Source organism: Brevundimonas sp. (genome assembly GCF_041911375.1).
In the GTDB taxonomy this organism is placed as follows: Bacteria; Pseudomonadota; Alphaproteobacteria; order Caulobacterales; family Caulobacteraceae; genus Brevundimonas.
In genome coordinates, this window is sequence record NZ_JAYRPA010000037.1 from 18,348 (window position 1) to 34,213 (window position 15,866).

General features: G+C 70.0%; 11 protein-coding genes. 8 read left to right on the top strand and 3 right to left on the bottom strand.

All coding sequences use genetic code 11. The annotated features are described in order from the left end of the window. The first annotated feature begins 43 nt into the window (after window positions 1-43). Genes ACE3PU_RS07430 through ACE3PU_RS07440 form a run of 3 tightly spaced genes read left to right on the top strand, consistent with a single transcriptional unit; the run spans window position 44 to window position 7,288 of the window. Window positions 44-1,474 carry an NAD(P)-dependent oxidoreductase gene (locus ACE3PU_RS07430; protein ID WP_374388235.1) on the top strand — a complete coding sequence of 477 codons (1,431 nt, stop codon included), beginning with the start codon at window positions 44-46 and terminating at the stop codon, window positions 1,472-1,474. Then, entirely contained in the window at window positions 1,471-5,985 is a 4,515-nt protein-coding gene (gene gltB, locus ACE3PU_RS07435; RefSeq protein WP_374388237.1) for a glutamate synthase large subunit, read from the top strand. The genes ACE3PU_RS07430 and gltB overlap by 4 nt, the downstream gene beginning before the upstream one ends. 43 nt (window positions 5,986-6,028) lie before the next feature. Next, window positions 6,029-7,288, top strand: a complete 1,260-nt coding sequence (locus ACE3PU_RS07440) for an ammonium transporter (RefSeq protein WP_374388239.1) — start codon at window positions 6,029-6,031, stop codon at window positions 7,286-7,288. Between the two features lie 73 nt (window positions 7,289-7,361). Here the strand turns inward: ACE3PU_RS07440 and ACE3PU_RS07445 are convergent, their stop codons facing one another. After that, window positions 7,362-8,861, bottom strand: a complete 1,500-nt coding sequence (locus tag ACE3PU_RS07445) for a phosphomannomutase/phosphoglucomutase (RefSeq protein WP_374388241.1) — start codon at window positions 8,859-8,861, stop codon at window positions 7,362-7,364. A gap of 256 nt (window positions 8,862-9,117) precedes the next feature. On the opposite strand from ACE3PU_RS07445, the gene ACE3PU_RS07450 reads away from it, so the two are divergent. Genes ACE3PU_RS07450 through ACE3PU_RS07460 form a run of 3 tightly spaced genes read left to right on the top strand, consistent with a single transcriptional unit; the run spans window position 9,118 to window position 11,773 of the window. Then, entirely contained in the window at window positions 9,118-9,831 is a 714-nt protein-coding gene (locus ACE3PU_RS07450; protein ID WP_374388243.1) for a 2,3-diphosphoglycerate-dependent phosphoglycerate mutase, read from the top strand. Next, window positions 9,828-10,457, top strand: a complete 630-nt coding sequence (ribD, locus tag ACE3PU_RS07455; protein ID WP_374388245.1) for a bifunctional diaminohydroxyphosphoribosylaminopyrimidine deaminase/5-amino-6-(5-phosphoribosylamino)uracil reductase RibD — start codon at window positions 9,828-9,830, stop codon at window positions 10,455-10,457. Before ACE3PU_RS07450 ends, ribD begins: the two co-directional genes overlap by 4 nt. A 47-nt stretch (window positions 10,458-10,504) precedes the next feature. Then, window positions 10,505-11,773, top strand: coding sequence for a pentapeptide repeat-containing protein (locus ACE3PU_RS07460; protein WP_374388247.1), 1,269 nt, complete (start codon window positions 10,505-10,507; stop codon window positions 11,771-11,773). Between the two features lie 19 nt (window positions 11,774-11,792). On the opposite strand, the gene metK is transcribed toward ACE3PU_RS07460, so the two are convergent. Continuing rightward, window positions 11,793-12,983: a methionine adenosyltransferase gene (gene metK, locus ACE3PU_RS07465; RefSeq protein ID WP_374388250.1), complete on the bottom strand. Its 1,191-nt coding sequence runs from the start codon at window positions 12,981-12,983 to the stop codon at window positions 11,793-11,795. A gap of 165 nt (window positions 12,984-13,148) precedes the next feature. After that, on the bottom strand, window positions 13,149-13,502 hold the full coding sequence (locus ACE3PU_RS07470) for a helix-turn-helix domain-containing protein (RefSeq protein ID WP_374388252.1): 354 nt from the start codon (window positions 13,500-13,502) through the stop codon (window positions 13,149-13,151). Window positions 13,503-13,786: 284 nt separating this feature from the next. Between ACE3PU_RS07470 and ACE3PU_RS07475 the strand changes: the two genes are divergently transcribed. Further along, a complete protein-coding gene (locus ACE3PU_RS07475) occupies window positions 13,787-14,212 on the top strand; it encodes a TadE/TadG family type IV pilus assembly protein (RefSeq protein ID WP_374388254.1) in 426 nt (141 codons plus the stop codon). Between the two features lies 1 nt (window position 14,213). Further along, window positions 14,214-15,857 (top strand): TadG family pilus assembly protein, encoded by a 1,644-nt coding sequence (locus ACE3PU_RS07480; RefSeq protein ID WP_374388256.1) that lies wholly within the window; start codon window positions 14,214-14,216, stop codon window positions 15,855-15,857. The last annotated feature ends 9 nt before the right edge of the window (window positions 15,858-15,866 follow it).

A 15,866-nucleotide genomic window follows, 5' to 3' on the forward strand; every position in this document is an offset into this window, starting at 1 on the left:
ATAATATTTGCCTTGAACAGACCGTTTGCGGCATATGCCTCGCGTGACCCACAAGACCATAAAGCCAGGCGGGACTTTCGTCGTCGAGCCGCGCCGCCTTTCCAAGGCCTCCGCCGAACTGCGCGCGCGCGGTTTCGGAGAGATCACGATTCCGCCCTCGACCGAGACGGCCGAAAAGCAGGCCTCGCGCTGCACCGACTGCGGCGTGCCATTCTGCCAGAACGCCTGCCCGCTGCAGAACAACATCCCTGACTGGCTGCGCCTGTCGGCCGAGAACGAACCGCGAGAAGCGTGGCGGGTCGCCTCCCTTACGTCGACCATGCCGGAGATCTGCGGCCGCATCTGCCCGCAGGACCGGCTGTGCGAAGGCGCCTGCACCCTGAACCAGTCCGGCTGGGACGCCGTCACCATCGGCTCGGTCGAGGCCTGGCTGGGCGAACAGGCCTTCGCCAACGGCTGGGTCGAACCGATCCGCCCGCTGGCCGAACGGGCCGAGACCGTCGGCGTCGTCGGCGCCGGCCCCGCCGGCCTGGCCGCCGCCGACCGGCTGCGCAGCGAAGGCTATCAGGTCACCGTCTACGACCGCCACGACCGCGCCGGCGGCCTGCTGATCTACGGCATCCCCGGCTTCAAGCTGGAGAAGCACGTCGTCCAGCGCCGGGTCGATCGTCTGGTCGAGGGCGGGGTCCGGTTCGTGCTGGGCTGCGAGGTCGGCAAGGACGTGACGCTGAGCGAACTGCGCGCGCGCCACGACGTGGTGCTGCTGGCTATGGGCGTCTATCAGCCGCGCATCCTGTCGGCCCCAGGGCGGGGGGCGGGCTCGACCGTCGAGGCCCTGCAATATCTGACGCACCAGAACCGCCGCGACCTGGGCGACGCCGAACAGGACGGCTGGCACGAGGCGCGCGGCAAGCGGGTGGTCGTCATCGGCGGCGGCGACACGGCGATGGACTGCGTCCGCACCGCCATCCGGCAGGGCGCCGCCAGCGTGACCTGCCTGTATCGTCGCGATCGGGAGAACATGCCCGGCTCCGCGCGTGAAGTGGTCAACGCCGAAGAGGAAGGCGTCGTCTTCGAATGGCTGGGCGCGCCCAAGGCCCTGCTGTCCCAGGGCGACCGGGTCGTCGCGGTTCGCGCTCAACGCATGCAGCTGACCGAGGCCGAGCCGGGCGAACGCCGCAATATCGTGCCGGTCCCCGGCTCCGACTTCGACATCCCGGCCGACATCGTCATCGAGGCGCTGGGCTTCGAGCCCGATCCCTTCGCCGCGCACGAGCCGAACCTGCGCCTGCGCGACGACGGCACGATCAAGGTCGGCGCCGTCAGCTTCGCCACCAGCCTGCCCGGCGTCTTCGCCGCCGGCGACGCGGTGCGCGGGGCCTCGCTGGTCGTCTGGGCCGTCCGGGAAGGTCAGGACGCCGCCGCCGAGATCGACCGCTACCTGAAGACCCGCACCGAGGAGGTCGCGGCGTGAGCGACTGGCTGAGCACGTACGAGGAAACCCGCGCCCGGCTGGAAGCCGGCCACGCCTATGACCGCGCCTCCGAGCGCGACGCCTGCGGCGTCGGTCTGGTCTGCTCCATCGACGGCAGCCCGCGCCGCGACGTGGTCGAATACGCCATCCGCAGCCTGAAGGCCGTGGCCCACCGCGGCGCGGTCGATCCGGACGGCCTGTCCGGCGACGGCGCCGGCGTCATGGTCGAGCTGCCGCAGGGCTTCTTCGCCGACCAGGTCGCCTCCATCGGCCAGTCGCCACGTCCCGGTCCCATCTGCGTCGGCCAGATCTTCCTGCCGCGCACCGACCTGGGCGCCCAGGACCGCGCGCGCGCCATCGTCGAGACCGAAGCCCTGCGCGCGGGCTTCTGGATCTACGGCTGGCGCCAGACGCCCATCGACCTGTCCGTCGTGGGGACCAAGGCCGGCGCCACGCGGCCCGAGATCGAGCAGATCATGCTGGCCCCGCCGCTGGACGAGGACGGCCAGCCCCTGGCCGGCGAGGCGCTGGAGCGCGAGCTGTTCCTGTGCCGCCGTCGCATCGAGAAGACGGTCCAGGCCGAGGGCGTAGCCGGCGTCTACATCTGCACCCTGTCCGCCCGCTCCATCGCCTACAAGGGCATGGTCCGCGCCGAACTGCTGGGCGACCTCTATCCCGACCTGGAGGACCCGCGCTTCATCTCGGCCTACGCCGTCTTCCACCAGCGCTATTCGACCAACACCTTCCCGGAATGGAAGCTGGCCCAGCCCTTCCGCATGCTGGCCCACAACGGCGAGATCAACACGCTGAAGGGCAACCTGAACTGGATGAAGTCGCACGAGATCCGCATGGCCGCGGGGGCCTTCGGCGATCGTGACGGCGAGGTGAAGCCGGTGGTCCAGCCGGGCGGCTCCGATTCCGCCTCGCTGGACAATGTCTTCGAGGTGATGGTCCACGCCGGTCGCCCCGCGCCGATGGCCAAGGCCCTGCTGATCCCCGAGGCCTGGGCCAAGGACGACGTGGTGATGCCCGAGGCGCACCGCGCCTTCTACGCCTATTGCAATGCGGTGATGGAGCCGTGGGACGGCCCGGCCGCCATCTGCGCCGTCGACGGCCGCTGGGTCGTGGCGGGCAAGGACCGGAACGGCCTGCGCCCGCTTCGCGCGGTCGAGACGGTCGACGGCCTGCTGATGGCCGGCTCCGAGGCCGGGCTGGTGCCGATCCCCGAGAGCCGCGTGAAGCGCCGCCTGCACATCGGCCCGGGCAAGCTGATCGCCGTCGATCTGAAGAACGGCCGCGTCTATGACGAGCACGAGGCCGTCGACGCCCTGGCCGCCGCCCATCCCTATACGGACTGGCTGGACAACATGGTCGACCTGGAGCCGATCATCGGCCCCGGACCCGAGCCCCGATCGGCCCAGGGCGAGGCCCTGACGCGCCGCCAGATCGCCGCCGGCTTCAGCCGAGAGGATCTGGACCTGACGCTGGATCCGCTGATCCGCGACGGCAAGGAGGCGGTCGGCTCGATGGGCGACGACGCCCCGCCCGCCGTCCTGTCGGCCCTGCCGCGCCCGCTGTCGCACTATTTCCGCCAGAACTTCAGCCAGGTCACCAATCCGCCGATCGACCCCTTGCGCGAAGCCGGGGCGATGAGCCTGAAGACCCGCTTCAAGAACCTGGGCAACATCCTGGCCGAGGAAGAGGCCCAGACCGACGTCTTCGTGCTGGACAGCCCGGTCCTGACCAACGGCATGTACGACCGGATGCTGGACACCGTCGGCGCCGGCGCCGCCGCCGTCATCGACTGCAGCTATGACGTCCCGGCCGAAGACGCGCGCCCCGGCGCCGGCCTGCGCGCGGCGCTGGACCGCGTCATGGACGAGGCCGAGGCCGCCGCCCGCGACGGCGCGGCCCTGATCGTCCTGACCGACCAGCACGGCTCGGCCGAGCGTCTGGCCGCGCCGATGATCCTGGCCACCGCCGGCGTGCATGGGCGGCTGACGAAGGTCGGCCTGCGCACCTTTTGCTCGATCGTCGTGCGCACCGCCGAGACGCTGGACCCGCACGGCTTCGCCGTCTTGGTCGGCGTCGGCGCCACCACGGTCAACGCCTGGCTGGCCCAGGACCTGTTCCAGGAGCGTCTGGACCGGGGCCTGTATCCCGGCCTGACGCTGCGCGACGCCTGCCTGAACTACAAGGCCGGCATCGAGGCGGGCCTGCTGAAGACCCTGGCGAGGAAGGGCATCAGCGTCATCTCCGCCTACCGCGGCGGCTGCGAGTTCGAGGTGCTGGGCCTGTCGCGCGCCCTGACCGCCGAGTTCTTCCCCGGCGCCCCGTCGCGCATTTCCGGCATCGGCCTGGCCGGGCTGGAGCAGGCGGCGATGAAGCGCCACCGCCTGGCGTGGGGCGAGGCCCAGCCGGTCCCGTCGATGGGCGGCTTCTTCAAGATCCGCTCGGGCGGCGAGGCCCACGCCCACGAGGCGCGGACGATCCACCTGCTTCAGGACGCCTGCAATCGCGGCGACTACCGCCGCTTCAAGCAGTATTCCGAGGTGGTGCGGAACCAGCCGGACCTATCCTTGCGCGACCTGCTGGACTTCCGCGAAGGGACCGCCATTCCCATCGATCAGGTCGAGAGCGTCTCGGACATCCGAAAGCGCTTCCTGACCCAGGCCATGTCCCTGGGCGCGCTCAGCCCCGAGGCGCACGAAACGCTGAACATCGCCATGAACCGCATCGGCGCCCGCTCGGTCTCGGGCGAAGGCGGCGAGGATCCCGAGCGCTATCACCCCCGTCCGAACGGCGACGACGCCAATTCGGCGGTCAAGCAGGTGGCCTCGGGCCGCTTCGGCGTCACGGCCGAATATCTGAACCAGTGCCGCGAGATCGAGATCAAGGTCGCCCAGGGCGCCAAGCCCGGCGAAGGCGGCCAGTTGCCCGGCTTCAAGGTCACCGAATTCATCGGCCGCATGCGCCACGCCGTGCCGGGCACGACGCTGATCAGCCCGCCGCCGCACCACGACATCTATTCGATCGAGGACCTGGCCCAGCTGATCTACGACCTGAAGGCGATCAATCCCGACGCCCGGGTCACGGTGAAGCTGGTCTCCGCCTCGGGCATCGGCGCCATCGCGTCCGGGGTGGCCAAGGCCAAGGCCGACGCCATCCTGGTCGCCGGCCACAACGGCGGCACCGGCGCCTCGCCCCAGACCTCGATCAAGCACGCCGGCCTGCCGTGGGAGATCGGCCTGGCCGAGGCCCACCAGGTGCTGACGCTGAACAACCTGCGCGGCTCGGTGATCCTCAGGACCGACGGGGGACTGCGCACGGGGCGCGACGTGGTCATCGCCGCCCTGCTGGGCGCCGAGGAGTTCGGCATCGGCACCACGGCCCTGATCGCCATGGGCTGCCTGATGGTGCGCCAGTGCCATTCCAACACCTGCCCCGTCGGCGTCTGCTCGCAGGACGAGCGCCTGCGCGAGAAGTTCACCGGCACAGCGGACAAGGTCGTCAACCTGGTCACCTTCATCGCCGAGGAGACGCGCGAGATCCTGGCCTCCATCGGCGCCCGGACGCTGGACGAGATCATCGGGCGCACCGACCTGCTGCGTCAGACGCGGCGCGGCGGGTCGCATCTGGACGACCTCGACCTGAACCCGCTGCTGGTCCAGGTCGACGAGGGCGCCGCCGGCCGGTGGGCCGACAAGGCGGCGCGCAAGCCCATCGAGGACAGCCTGGACGCGCGTGTGCTGAAGGACGCCGTGCGCTTCCTCGACCGCGGCCAGACGCTGGAGCTGTCCTATCCGCTGAACAACACCCAGCGCACGGTGGGGGCCGCCGTCTCCTCGGCCATCGTCCGTCGGTTCGGCCCCCAGGGCCCGACCGGCCGGCTGCGGCTGAAGCTGGAAGGCATCGCCGGCCAGAGCTTCGGCGCCTTCGCGGCACGGGGCCTGGAGCTGCACCTGACCGGCGAGGCCAACGACTATGTCGGCAAGGGCCTGTCCGGCGCCGAAATCTCGATCCGCACGCCGGAATGGCGTCCGAACCAGCTGATCTGCGGAAACACCACCCTGTACGGGGCGACCTCGGGCCGGCTGTTCGTCGCCGGGGCGGCGGGTGAACGATTCGCCGTGCGCAACTCGGGCGCCGAAGCAGTGGTCGAGGGCCTGGGCGCCCACGGCTGCGAATACATGACCGGCGGCCGCGTGGTCGTGTTGGGCGCGGTCGGCTGGAACCTGGCCGCGGGCATGAGCGGCGGCGAGCTGTTCGTCTGGGATCCCGACGCTTCGGCGACCAGGGCGCTGAACGGCGACCTGGCGGGTTTCGCCGACCTGGACGCCGAGGCCGCCGGGCGGCTGCGCGGCCTGGTCGAGGCGCACCACGCCGCTACCGCCTCGCCGCTGGCCCGGCGCCTGCTGGCCGACTGGCCGGCGGCCCTGGCGCAGTTCGTCCGGATCACGCCGCTCACCGAGATTGTCAGGACGCAGGAAAGGCTGAAGACTTCGGCTTGAACCATCGCCTGACGCCGTTTCTCTCTTCCCTGAGACCACGCTGATGACCCCGACCGCCGATGTTCCCGCCCTTCTGGCGCACCAGGCGCCGCTGGTCATCGACAACGCCGCGACCGCCTGGGTGCTGACGGCGACGGCGCTGGTCCTGATGATGACCCTGCCCGGCCTGGCGCTGTTCTACGGCGGCATGGTGCGCAAGAAGAACATCATCAGCGTCATCGCCCAGTCGGCCGGCGCCTTCGGCGTGGTCACCGTGCTGTGGTTCATCGCCGGCTACAGTCTGTCCTTCGGCGCGGGCCCGCAGGCGGCCAACGGGCTGATCGGCGGGCTCCAGGCCGCCTTCCTGAACGGGGTGACGATGCAGACGGCGCACAGCCTGCTGCCGGGCCTGCCGGAATTGCTGTTCGTCAGCTTCCAGCTGACCTTCGCCATCATCACCCCGGCCCTGATCGCCGGCGCCTTCGCCGAGCGGATGAAGTTCTCGGCCAGCATCCTGTTCTTCATCCTGTGGCACCTGATCGTCTATGCGCCGATCTGCCATCAGGTCTGGGGCGGCGGATACCTGGGCGGGCTGGGCGTGCTGGATTTCGCCGGCGGGGCGGTGGTCCACGTCAATGCCGGCGTCGCGGGCCTGGTCTGCGCCCTGGTTCTGGGACCGCGCCACGGCTTCGGCCGCGACAACATGGCCCCCGCCAACCTGGCCTATAGCGCCATCGGTACGGGCCTGCTGCTGGTCGGGTGGATCGGCTTCAACGCCGGTTCGGCCGGCGCCGCCGACGCCCTGGCCGCTGTCGCCGCCTTCAACACCATCCTGGCCGCCGCCAGCGCGGCGGTCGGATGGATGGCGGTGGAATGGATCGAACGTCGGCGCCCCACCCTTCTGGGCCTGCTGTCGGGGATCGTCGGCGGCCTGGTCGCCATCACCCCCGCCGCCGGCTTCGTCGATCCCAAGGGCGCCTTCTTCATCGGCTTGATCGCGGGCCCGGCCTGCTATGCCGGCGCGGTCTGGCTCAAACACGCGCTGAAGTATGACGACAGCCTGGACGCCTTCGGGGTGCACGGCGTGGGCGGGATCGTCGGCGCCCTGTTGACCGGCCTGTTCGCCACCACCAGCGTCAACGCCCTGGCCGAGGGCGCGACGGTGTGGAAACAGGCCGTGGGCCTGCTGGGGGCCATCGGCTGGAGCGCCGCGGGCACCTATCTGGTCCTGACCCTGTGCCGTTTCACCACCGGCCTGCGCGTCGCCAAGGAGCAGGAGATCGAGGGCCTGGACTACACCCAGCACGGCGAAGCCATCCACTGACGACCACCGCGCGCGCCCTCCGCCCGCCCTTCATGAGGACGGGCGGCGGAGGCGGGCAGCCACGCCCGATCGGTCAGATTTCCTGGTTGAAGGCGCCGATCTCGGGATAGGCGGCCAGGCGCGGCTTGACCTCCTTGCGGAACAGGTCGCGCATGTCCTCTTCGGAGCGCATGCTCTCGACCACCACGACCAGCTCGGGCTTGTTGGACGAGGCGCGGACCAGCACCCACGAGCCGTCTTCCAGGTGCACCCGCACGCCGTTGACGGTGATGGCCTCGACGATCTTGCGGCCCAGGATCTCGCCCCCGGCGTCGGCCAGGTCCGAATATTCCTTCACGATCCGCTCCAGCACCTCGTACTTCAGCTCGTCGTCGCAGTGCGGGCTCATGGTCAGGCTGGTCCAGGCGTCCGGCAGGGCGGCCTTCAGCTCGCTGAGCTTCTTGCCCGGATTGCGGTCCAGCATGGCCAGCACCGCGCCGGCCGCCACCAGGCCGTCGTCGTAGCCGTGGCCCAGTTCGCCGGCCATGAAGAAGTGACCCGACTTCTCGAACCCGGCCAGGGCGCCGATCTCGGCGGTCTTGCGCTTGATGTAGCTGTGGCCGGTCTTCCAGTAGACGGTCTCGGCGCCGTTGGCCTTCAGCACCTCGTCGGTCTTGTACAGGCCCGTCGACTTCACATCGACGACGAAGGTGGCGTTCGGATGCAGGGCCGAGAGATCGCGGGCCAGCATCAAGCCGATCTTGTCGGCGAAAATCTCCTCGCCCGTGTCGTCGACCACGCCGCAGCGGTCGCCGTCGCCGTCGAAGCCCAGCGCCAGGTCGGCGCCCGTCTCCTTCACCCGCTGGGCCATCTGCACCAGCATGGCGTGATCCTCGGGGTTCGGGTTGTACTTGGGGAAGGTGAAGTCGAGATCGGTGTCCATCTCGATCACCTCGACGCCCATGCGCCGCAGGGCGTCGGGGGCGAAGGCGCCGGCGGTGCCGTTGCCGCAGGCGCAGACCACCTTCAGCGGCCGCTTGATCTGAACCTTCGACGCGACGTCGGCGATGTATTTCTCGCGGAAGTCCTCGACGCGGACCAGCTTGCCGCCCTCGCGGGCCACGCCCTGGCCGTTCAGCACGATCTCCTTCAGGCGCCCCATCTCTTCCGGACCGAAGGTCAGCGGCTTGTTCGCCCCCATCTTCACCCCGGTCCAGCCGTTCTCATTGTGGCTGGCGGTGACCATGGCCACGCACGGCGCGTCCAGTTCGAACTGGCCGAAATAGGCCATAGGCGACAGGGCCAGGCCCACGTCCAGCACCTCCATGCCGCCTTCCAGCAGGCCCAGGATCAGCGCCTGCTTGACGCTGAGGCTGTAGCCCCGGAAGTCATGTCCGGTGACGATCTTCGGCTGGACGCCGATCTCGTGGACATAGGTCGCCAGGCCCAGGCCCAGCGCCTGGATGCCCAGCAGGTTGATCTCCTTCTCCAGGATCCAGCGGGCGTCGTATTCGCGAAAGCCGGTCGGCTTGACCAGCGCCTGGGTTTCATAGGCGGCCGTGTTCGGCTTCAGGTCCTGGCGGGGCTTCAGCATGGGAATCCTTGGGAAGAGGGGTGTGGGCGACCGGCTCAGGGCCAGACCAGCGCGAGGGCGACCATCAGGACGACGCCGGTCAGGGCCAGCGCGAAGAACAGGCGGTCGGACATGGCGAAGGTATAGCGGCGGCCCCGGTGAAGCTGCAACAACGCACGAGCGACGATATGGCTCCGATCCCACAACATCCCCGGCGAAAACTTGACCGGTTGGTGACAGCGTCCTACGCCCGAACCACCGCCTCCCGGAGACGCCCATGCCCCGCCTGATCCTGCTGCGCCACGGCCAGAGCCAGTGGAACCTCGAAAACCGCTTCACCGGCTGGGTCGACGTCGACCTGACCCCCGAGGGCGAAGCCCAGGCGCGTCATGGCGGCGAACTGATCGCCCAGGCGGGCTTCCGCCCCGCCGTCATGTTCACCTCGGTCCTGACGCGGGCCAAACGCACCGGCGCCCTGGCCCTGCAGTCCGCCGGGCTGAAGGACGTTCCCGTGGTCGAGGACTGGCGGCTGAACGAGCGCCACTACGGCGGCCTGACGGGCCTCAACAAGGCCGAGACGGCCGAGAAGCACGGCGAGGACCAGGTCAAGGTCTGGCGGCGCAGCTATGACGTGCCCCCGCCCCCGCTGGCACCCGGCGGCGAGTTCGACTTCACGACCGACGCCCGCTACGTCGGCAAGGCCATCCCGGACACCGAAAGCCTGAAGACGACCCTGGATCGGGTGAAGCCCTATTGGGACGAAGCGATCGCGCCGCGCCTCAAGGACGGCGAGGACGTGCTGATCGCCGCCCACGGCAATTCGCTGCGCGCCATCGTCAAGCTGCTGTTCGCCGTGCCGGACGACAAGATCGTCGGCGTCGAGATCCCGACCGGCAATCCGCTGGAGATCGATCTGGACGACGCCCTGAAGCCGACCGCCGCGCGCTATCTCGATGCGGCGCGCGCCGAAGACCTGCCAGTCGTCGCATGACCTGGACCGACGCCGACCGCGCCTTCATGGCCCAGGCCATCGATCTGGCGACCGGACGCATGGGCGAGACCTGGCCCAATCCGGCGGTCGGCTGCGTCCTGGTCAAGGACGGCCATGTCGTCGGCCAGGCCGCCACCGCGCCCGGCGGCCGCCCCCACGCCGAGGAACAGGCCGTGCCCGCCGCCGGCGACCAGGCCCGGGGCGCGACCGCCTATGTCACGCTGGAGCCGTGCGGCGCGCGGTCTTCCGGCCGCAAGTCCTGCGCCCATTTCCTGGCCGACGCCGGGGTGTCGCGCGTGGTCATCGCCTGCCTGGACCCGTCCCCCTTCGCCGCCGGTCGCGGCACCGAGCGGCTGCGCGCCGCCGGCCTGACGGTCGAGACCGGCCTGATGTGCGAAGAGGGCGCGGCCCTGTGCGAAGGCTTCCTGCACCGGCTGGAGACCGGCCGGCCGATGGTGCGGGTGTCGAAGGACGGGGCCGGCTTCGACGGCCGTTTCGCCGCCTCTTCAAAGGCCGATCTGGTCACCGAGCTGAAGCGACTGGGCGAGGCCGGCTACACCCGCCTATGGACCGCGCCCGGCGAACTGGCCGACGCCCTGCGCGACCAGGGCCTGCTGACCGAATAGGCCCGCATCGATAAGCTTTCTTAAGTCTGGCGCTGTAGGGTGGCCGGATGGTCGCCGTCGCCGAACCGATCGTCAGGAAACGCCTGTCCCAGGCCGAGCTGGACGCGATCTGCGCCCGGCACGACCGACTTTTCCAGGCGCGCCCTGGCGGCGCCCGCGCGGTCTTCGCCTGGCTGGATCTCTCGGGCCTCAGCCTGAAGGGCCGCAACCTCTCTGACGCCGACTTCGCCGGCGCCTGTCTCGAGACCTGCGACCTCAGCGGGGCCAAGCTCGACAACGCCAACTTCTTCGGCGCCGACATGCAGGACGCGATCCTGGCCGACGCCTCCCTGCGCCGCGCCGATCTTCGCGGGGCCTGCCTGCGCGGCGCCGACCTGTCCGGCGCCGACCTGTTCGAGGCCGACCTGCGCGAAGGCACCATCGCCGCCGCCGACGCCAAGCTGGGGTTCAAGATCATCGAACCTCGGCCGCGCGACCAGACCCAGGTCGCCGGCGCCTGCCTGGCGGGCGCCAACCTTCAACGCTCGAAGATGGCGGGAGTCATCGCCATCAAGGCCGACTTCTCCGGCGCGGTGATGAAGGACTGCAAGCTGGTCCGGGCCAATCTGAAACAGGCCGACTTCCGCGGGGCGAATTTGGCGGGCGCGGACCTGTCCGGCGCCGACCTGTCCGGCGCGGACCTGCGCGACGCCATCTTGGTGGGTGTGAAGACGACCATGTGGCGCGCCGATGGGGCCGACATGGAAGGCGCCCTGACCGACAACCGCTGCGCCGGCGCCCCCGTTTCCGAGATGCCGGCGGCGGAAATGCTGCGCGAACACGCCCGCTGGTGCGAGAGCGGCGGCGTCGAGGGCCAGCCCTCCGTCTTCGACGGCGTCGATCTGCGGCCGCTGAAGTCGATCGTCGGCCTTAACCTGACGGCGCTGTCGGCCAAGGGCGCGGTCTTCTACGGCTTGGACATGGAGGGCGTGCAGCTTCAGGGCGCGCACCTGGAGAACGCCGATCTGCGCTCCGCCAAGCTGCAGCGGGCGGACTTGCGGGGCGCCAGGCTCAGGGGCGCGAAGCTGACGGGCGCGGACCTGCGCCAGGCGCAGCTGGGACCCTTGATGATCACGGCCGAGCGGCTGCTGCCGGCCGACCTGACCGGCGCCAGCCTGCGCGGCGCGGACATGACGGGCGCGGACCTGCGCCGGGCGATCCTGGCGGGCGCGGATCTGGGTCGTGCGACCCTGCACGGCGCCCAGACCCGCCAGACGGACTTCACCGACGCCGTGCTGACGGGCGTGCGCGGCCTGATCGTCGACCAGGCCGCCTGACCCGCCCTGTCCGAATGGACTAGGCCAGCGCCTTCAGCGTCTCGACCAGATCGGTCTTCTCCCAGCTGAACCCGCCTTCCGCGTCCGGCTCGCGGCCGAAGTGGCCATAGGCCGTCGTGCGCGCATAGATCGGCCTGTTCAGCTTCAGATGCTCGCGGATCGCGCGCGGCGTCGCCCCGCCGATCATCCGGGGCAGTTCACGCTCCAGCACCGCCTCGTCGATCTTGCCCGTGCCGTGCAGATCGACGTGGACCGATTGCGGCTGGGCCACGCCGATGGCGTAGCTGAGCTGGATGGTGCAGCGGTCCGCCAGTCCGGCGGCGACCACGTTCTTGGCCAGATAGCGCGCCGCGTACGCCGCCGAACGGTCGACCTTGGTCGGGTCCTTGCCCGAAAAGGCGCCGCCGCCGTGCGGGGCCGCGCCGCCGTAGGTGTCGACGATGATCTTGCGGCCCGTCAGGCCCGCGTCGCCGTCCGGCCCGCCGATCTCGAAGATGCCGGTCGGATTGATGTGCCACACGGTCTCGTTGGTGATGAAGCCGTCGGGCAGCACCTCGGCCACCACCGGCTTGACCACCTCGGCCACCTGGGCCTGGGTCAGGCCCTTGGCGTGCTGGGTCGACACCACGATGGAGGCCGCGCGGACGGGCTTGCCGTTCTCGTAGTACAGGGTGACCTGGCTCTTGGCGTCCGGCTCCAGCCGCGTGTCGCCCTCGTGACGCAGCGCGGCCAGCTTCTTCAGGATGCCGTGGCTGTAGGCCAGGGTGGCCGGCATCAGCTCCGGGGTCTCGTTCGAGGCGTAGCCGAACATGATGCCCTGGTCGCCGGCGCCCTCGTCCTTGGTGTCGGTGGCGTCCACGCCCACGGCGATGTCGGCCGACTGGCCGTGCAGATGGTTGGAGAATTCGAACGTCTGCCAGTGGAAGCCGTCCTGCTCGTAGCCGATGTCCTTGACCGCGGCGCGGACGGCGGCCTCGATCTCGGCCTCGATCCCCGGCGCCCAGCCGCCGTCTTCCCAGATGCCCTTGCCGCGGATTTCGCCAGCCAGGACCACGCGATTGGTCGTGGTCAGGGTCTCGCAGGCGACGCGCGCCTCGGGATCCTTCGCCAGGAACAGGTCGACGATCGTGTCCGAGATGCGGTCGGCCACCTTGTCTGGATGGCCCTCGGAGACGCTTTCTGAGGTGAAGAGGAAGGACGAACGGGCCAAGCCGAAGCTCCTGTCTGTGTGTCTGACGGACACACATATAAAGACATGCTTATATGTTCAAGGATTTCGACACGGGCGTGGGCGCCGCTCGGACGTCTCCGAATATGAAAAGGCCCTCTCCGCCCGACGACGGAGAGGGCCTTTCATTCGGCGTATCTTTGGAAATCAGTTACCCAGGCCGCGTGCGACCAGCAGCAGGGCGTCGCGCTTGTCAGCGTCGTCGATGGCGCGGAAGGCCGCGAGCAGGTCGGCCACGCCCGGCGCGGCCAGCGCCAGCTCGTCGCCATGCTCGCCTTCCAGCTCGCCGAGGAGGGCGGCGCCGGTCGTCTTGAGCACCGCGGCGATCTGCAGGAGGCGAGCGGCCGACACGCGGTTCACGCCGCGCTCGTACTTCTGGATCTGCTGGAAGGTCACGCCCGCACCGGCGGCCAACTGCGCCTGTGTGATGCGAAGCTCTTCTCGGCGGCTGCGGATGCGGGTTCCGATGGCCACGTCTACGGGATCTACTGCGTCGGTCATTGGGGCCTGTGAAGCTCGGCGAAAGCCGCGTGAGGCCTGAAAACGAAGCGCCCGTCAAGTCCGCCAGGAGGAAATCGCAAAGGTGTGCGGTCCGCCCGCGCGCCGCATGATTTCGCGGGCGCCGCCAAGCCGCTGAAACGTATCAACAACCTTAGATTTACCCCGAAACATTCTACAACGCGGCGCGCCGGACGACGACACACGCTCCGGATGCCGACGATACACGTCATGTTAACCCGACACGCACTACAACCTATGCGAGTTCTCCGAGCGAGGATGTATCCGTGTCCGCACCGCCCGACAGATCGACGCGCAAGTCCGATCGCGGAGGTTCCGCCGCCGTCGAATTCGCCCTGATCGGTCCGATCCTTATCGCCGTGCTGCTGGCCGCGGTCGTCTATGGCGGATGGTTCCTGATGGCGCAGTCGGTGCAGTCGCTCGCGTCCGAGGCGGCGCGCGCGTCGATCGGCGGGCTGGATGCGGCCGAACGCGCGCTTCTCGCCGAGGAGGAGGCAAGGGCCGCCGCCCGCGACATCGGCGCCCTGGACGCCGCGCGCCTGTCGGTTCGGGTGGAAGACGACGGCGTCACCCTGCGGGTCGTTGCGGCCTACGATATTCACGACCATCCGATCATGCTGCTGGGCGCCATGCTGCCCCGGCCGCCCGAGACGATCGAGCGCGCCGCAGCCGTGCGGTTCGGGGAGCGCTGACTTGGCCCGCCTCGACCGGCTGGCCCGCGACCGGCGCGGCGCGGTCGGCGTCGTCGCGGCCGGGGGCGCCTGTCTGCTGTGCCTCATCGCCGCCGTCGCGATCGACCTGGGCGCGCTGGCGCTTCACGCCCGGCGGCTGCAGGGCGCCGCGGACCTGTCGGCCCTGTCCGCCGTGCGCGACCTGAACCGCGCCTCGTCCGCCGCCCAGGCCACGGCCGGCGCCAACCTGCCGGCGCGCGATCTCAAGGTGGAGACGGTCGTGGGACGCTATACGCCCGACCGGAGCCTGGCGCCCGACAAGCGCTTCGCCACCGTCGACGCGGGCGCGAACGCCGCGCGGGTCACGGTCAGCGCCCCCGCGCCGCTGTTCTTCAGTCAATGGCTGCTGGGACGCCAGAAGGTGGTCGTGGTCCGGCGCGCCACCGCCGCATCGCCGCAAGCGCCCAAGGCGATGTTCAGCCTGGGATCGCGCCTGGCCCGTCTGGACGGCGGCGTCGCCAACCAGCTGCTGTCCGGCCTGACGGGCAGCGACGTATCCCTCAGCCTGATGGACTACCGCGCCCTGGCCGATCTGGACGTCAACCTGCTGACCTTCACCGACGCCCTGGCGACGCGGCTGGACGTGACCGCCGGCGACTATGACGCCCTTCTGGCGACGACGGTCGATGCGGGCGTCGCCCTGGACGTCCTGAACACGCTGGCGGGCGGGAGCGACGGCGGCGCCCTGGGCGAGTTGACCGGCGCGGCGGTCGGCCTGAAGGCGCCGCTCGGCCAGCTGATCGGCGTCGACGCCCAGGCGCCCGAAGGCGTGCGCGCCGGGCTGGACGCGGAGGTTTCGGCCCTGGATCTGGTCGTCGCCCTGCTGGAGATCGGCGGCGGCGACCGGCAGATCGCACTGACGCTGGACGCGCCCGCAGGCGTCGCGGACCTGAAGACCAGCCTGGCCATTGGCGAGAGGCCCAACCGCTCGCCGTGGCTCACCGTCACCGGAGACGGATCGCCGATCGTCCGCACAGCCCAGGCCCGCCTCTACATCCGGCTTCGCACCTCGGCCAAGCTGGCGGGGCTGGCGCAGGTGGAACTGCCCCTCCTGATCGAGCTGGCGTCGTCAGAGGCGCGGCTGAACGCCTTGAGCTGCCGCCCTGAAGAGGCGGTCCAGATCGGGGTGCGGCCGGGGCTGGCGCGGGCCATGATCGGCGTGGTGGACGAAAGCCGGCTGGACGATTTCAAACGCCCCCTCGATCCCCAGCCCGCCACGGTCCTGTCGCTTCTGGGACTGGTGGCGCTGAACGCCAAGGCCGACATCGAAGCCGCCGACGCCCGCTTCAAGACGGTCCGCTTCGATCGCGCCGAGATCGACGCCAAAACCGTGAAGACGGTGGCGTCCCGCAGCTTCGCCAGCGGCCTGACCGCCTCGCTGTTTCAGCGGCTGGAGCTGACGCCGAAGGTCCTGAACCTGCCGCTGGACCTGAACGCCCTGACCCGGGCGCTGGGGCTGCTTCTGGCGCCCATCGGCCCGGCGCTCGACGCGGCCTTGAACCCGGTGTTCGACCTACTGGGCCTGAGCTTCGGAGAGGCCGACCTTCGCGTCCACGGGCTGTCCTGCCCCGACCAGGACAACCGCCGACCCGTACTTGTGGGTTGAGGCCGCGTC

What these genes read in the sequence shown, in the direction of transcription:
- ACE3PU_RS07440 (WP_374388239.1), top strand. Translation starts at nt 6,029, where the DNA reads ATGACCCCGACCGCCGATGTTCCCGCCCTTCTGGCGCACCAGGCGCCG.
- ribD (WP_374388245.1), top strand. Translation starts at nt 9,828, where the DNA reads ATGACCTGGACCGACGCCGACCGCGCCTTCATGGCCCAGGCCATCGAT.
- ACE3PU_RS07460 (WP_374388247.1), top strand. Translation starts at nt 10,505, where the DNA reads ATGGTCGCCGTCGCCGAACCGATCGTCAGGAAACGCCTGTCCCAGGCC.
- ACE3PU_RS07445 (WP_374388241.1), bottom strand. Translation starts at nt 8,861, where the DNA reads ATGCTGAAGCCCCGCCAGGACCTGAAGCCGAACACGGCCGCCTATGAA.
- ACE3PU_RS07470 (WP_374388252.1), bottom strand. Translation starts at nt 13,502, where the DNA reads ATGACCGACGCAGTAGATCCCGTAGACGTGGCCATCGGAACCCGCATC.
- ACE3PU_RS07450 (WP_374388243.1), top strand. Translation starts at nt 9,118, where the DNA reads ATGCCCCGCCTGATCCTGCTGCGCCACGGCCAGAGCCAGTGGAACCTC.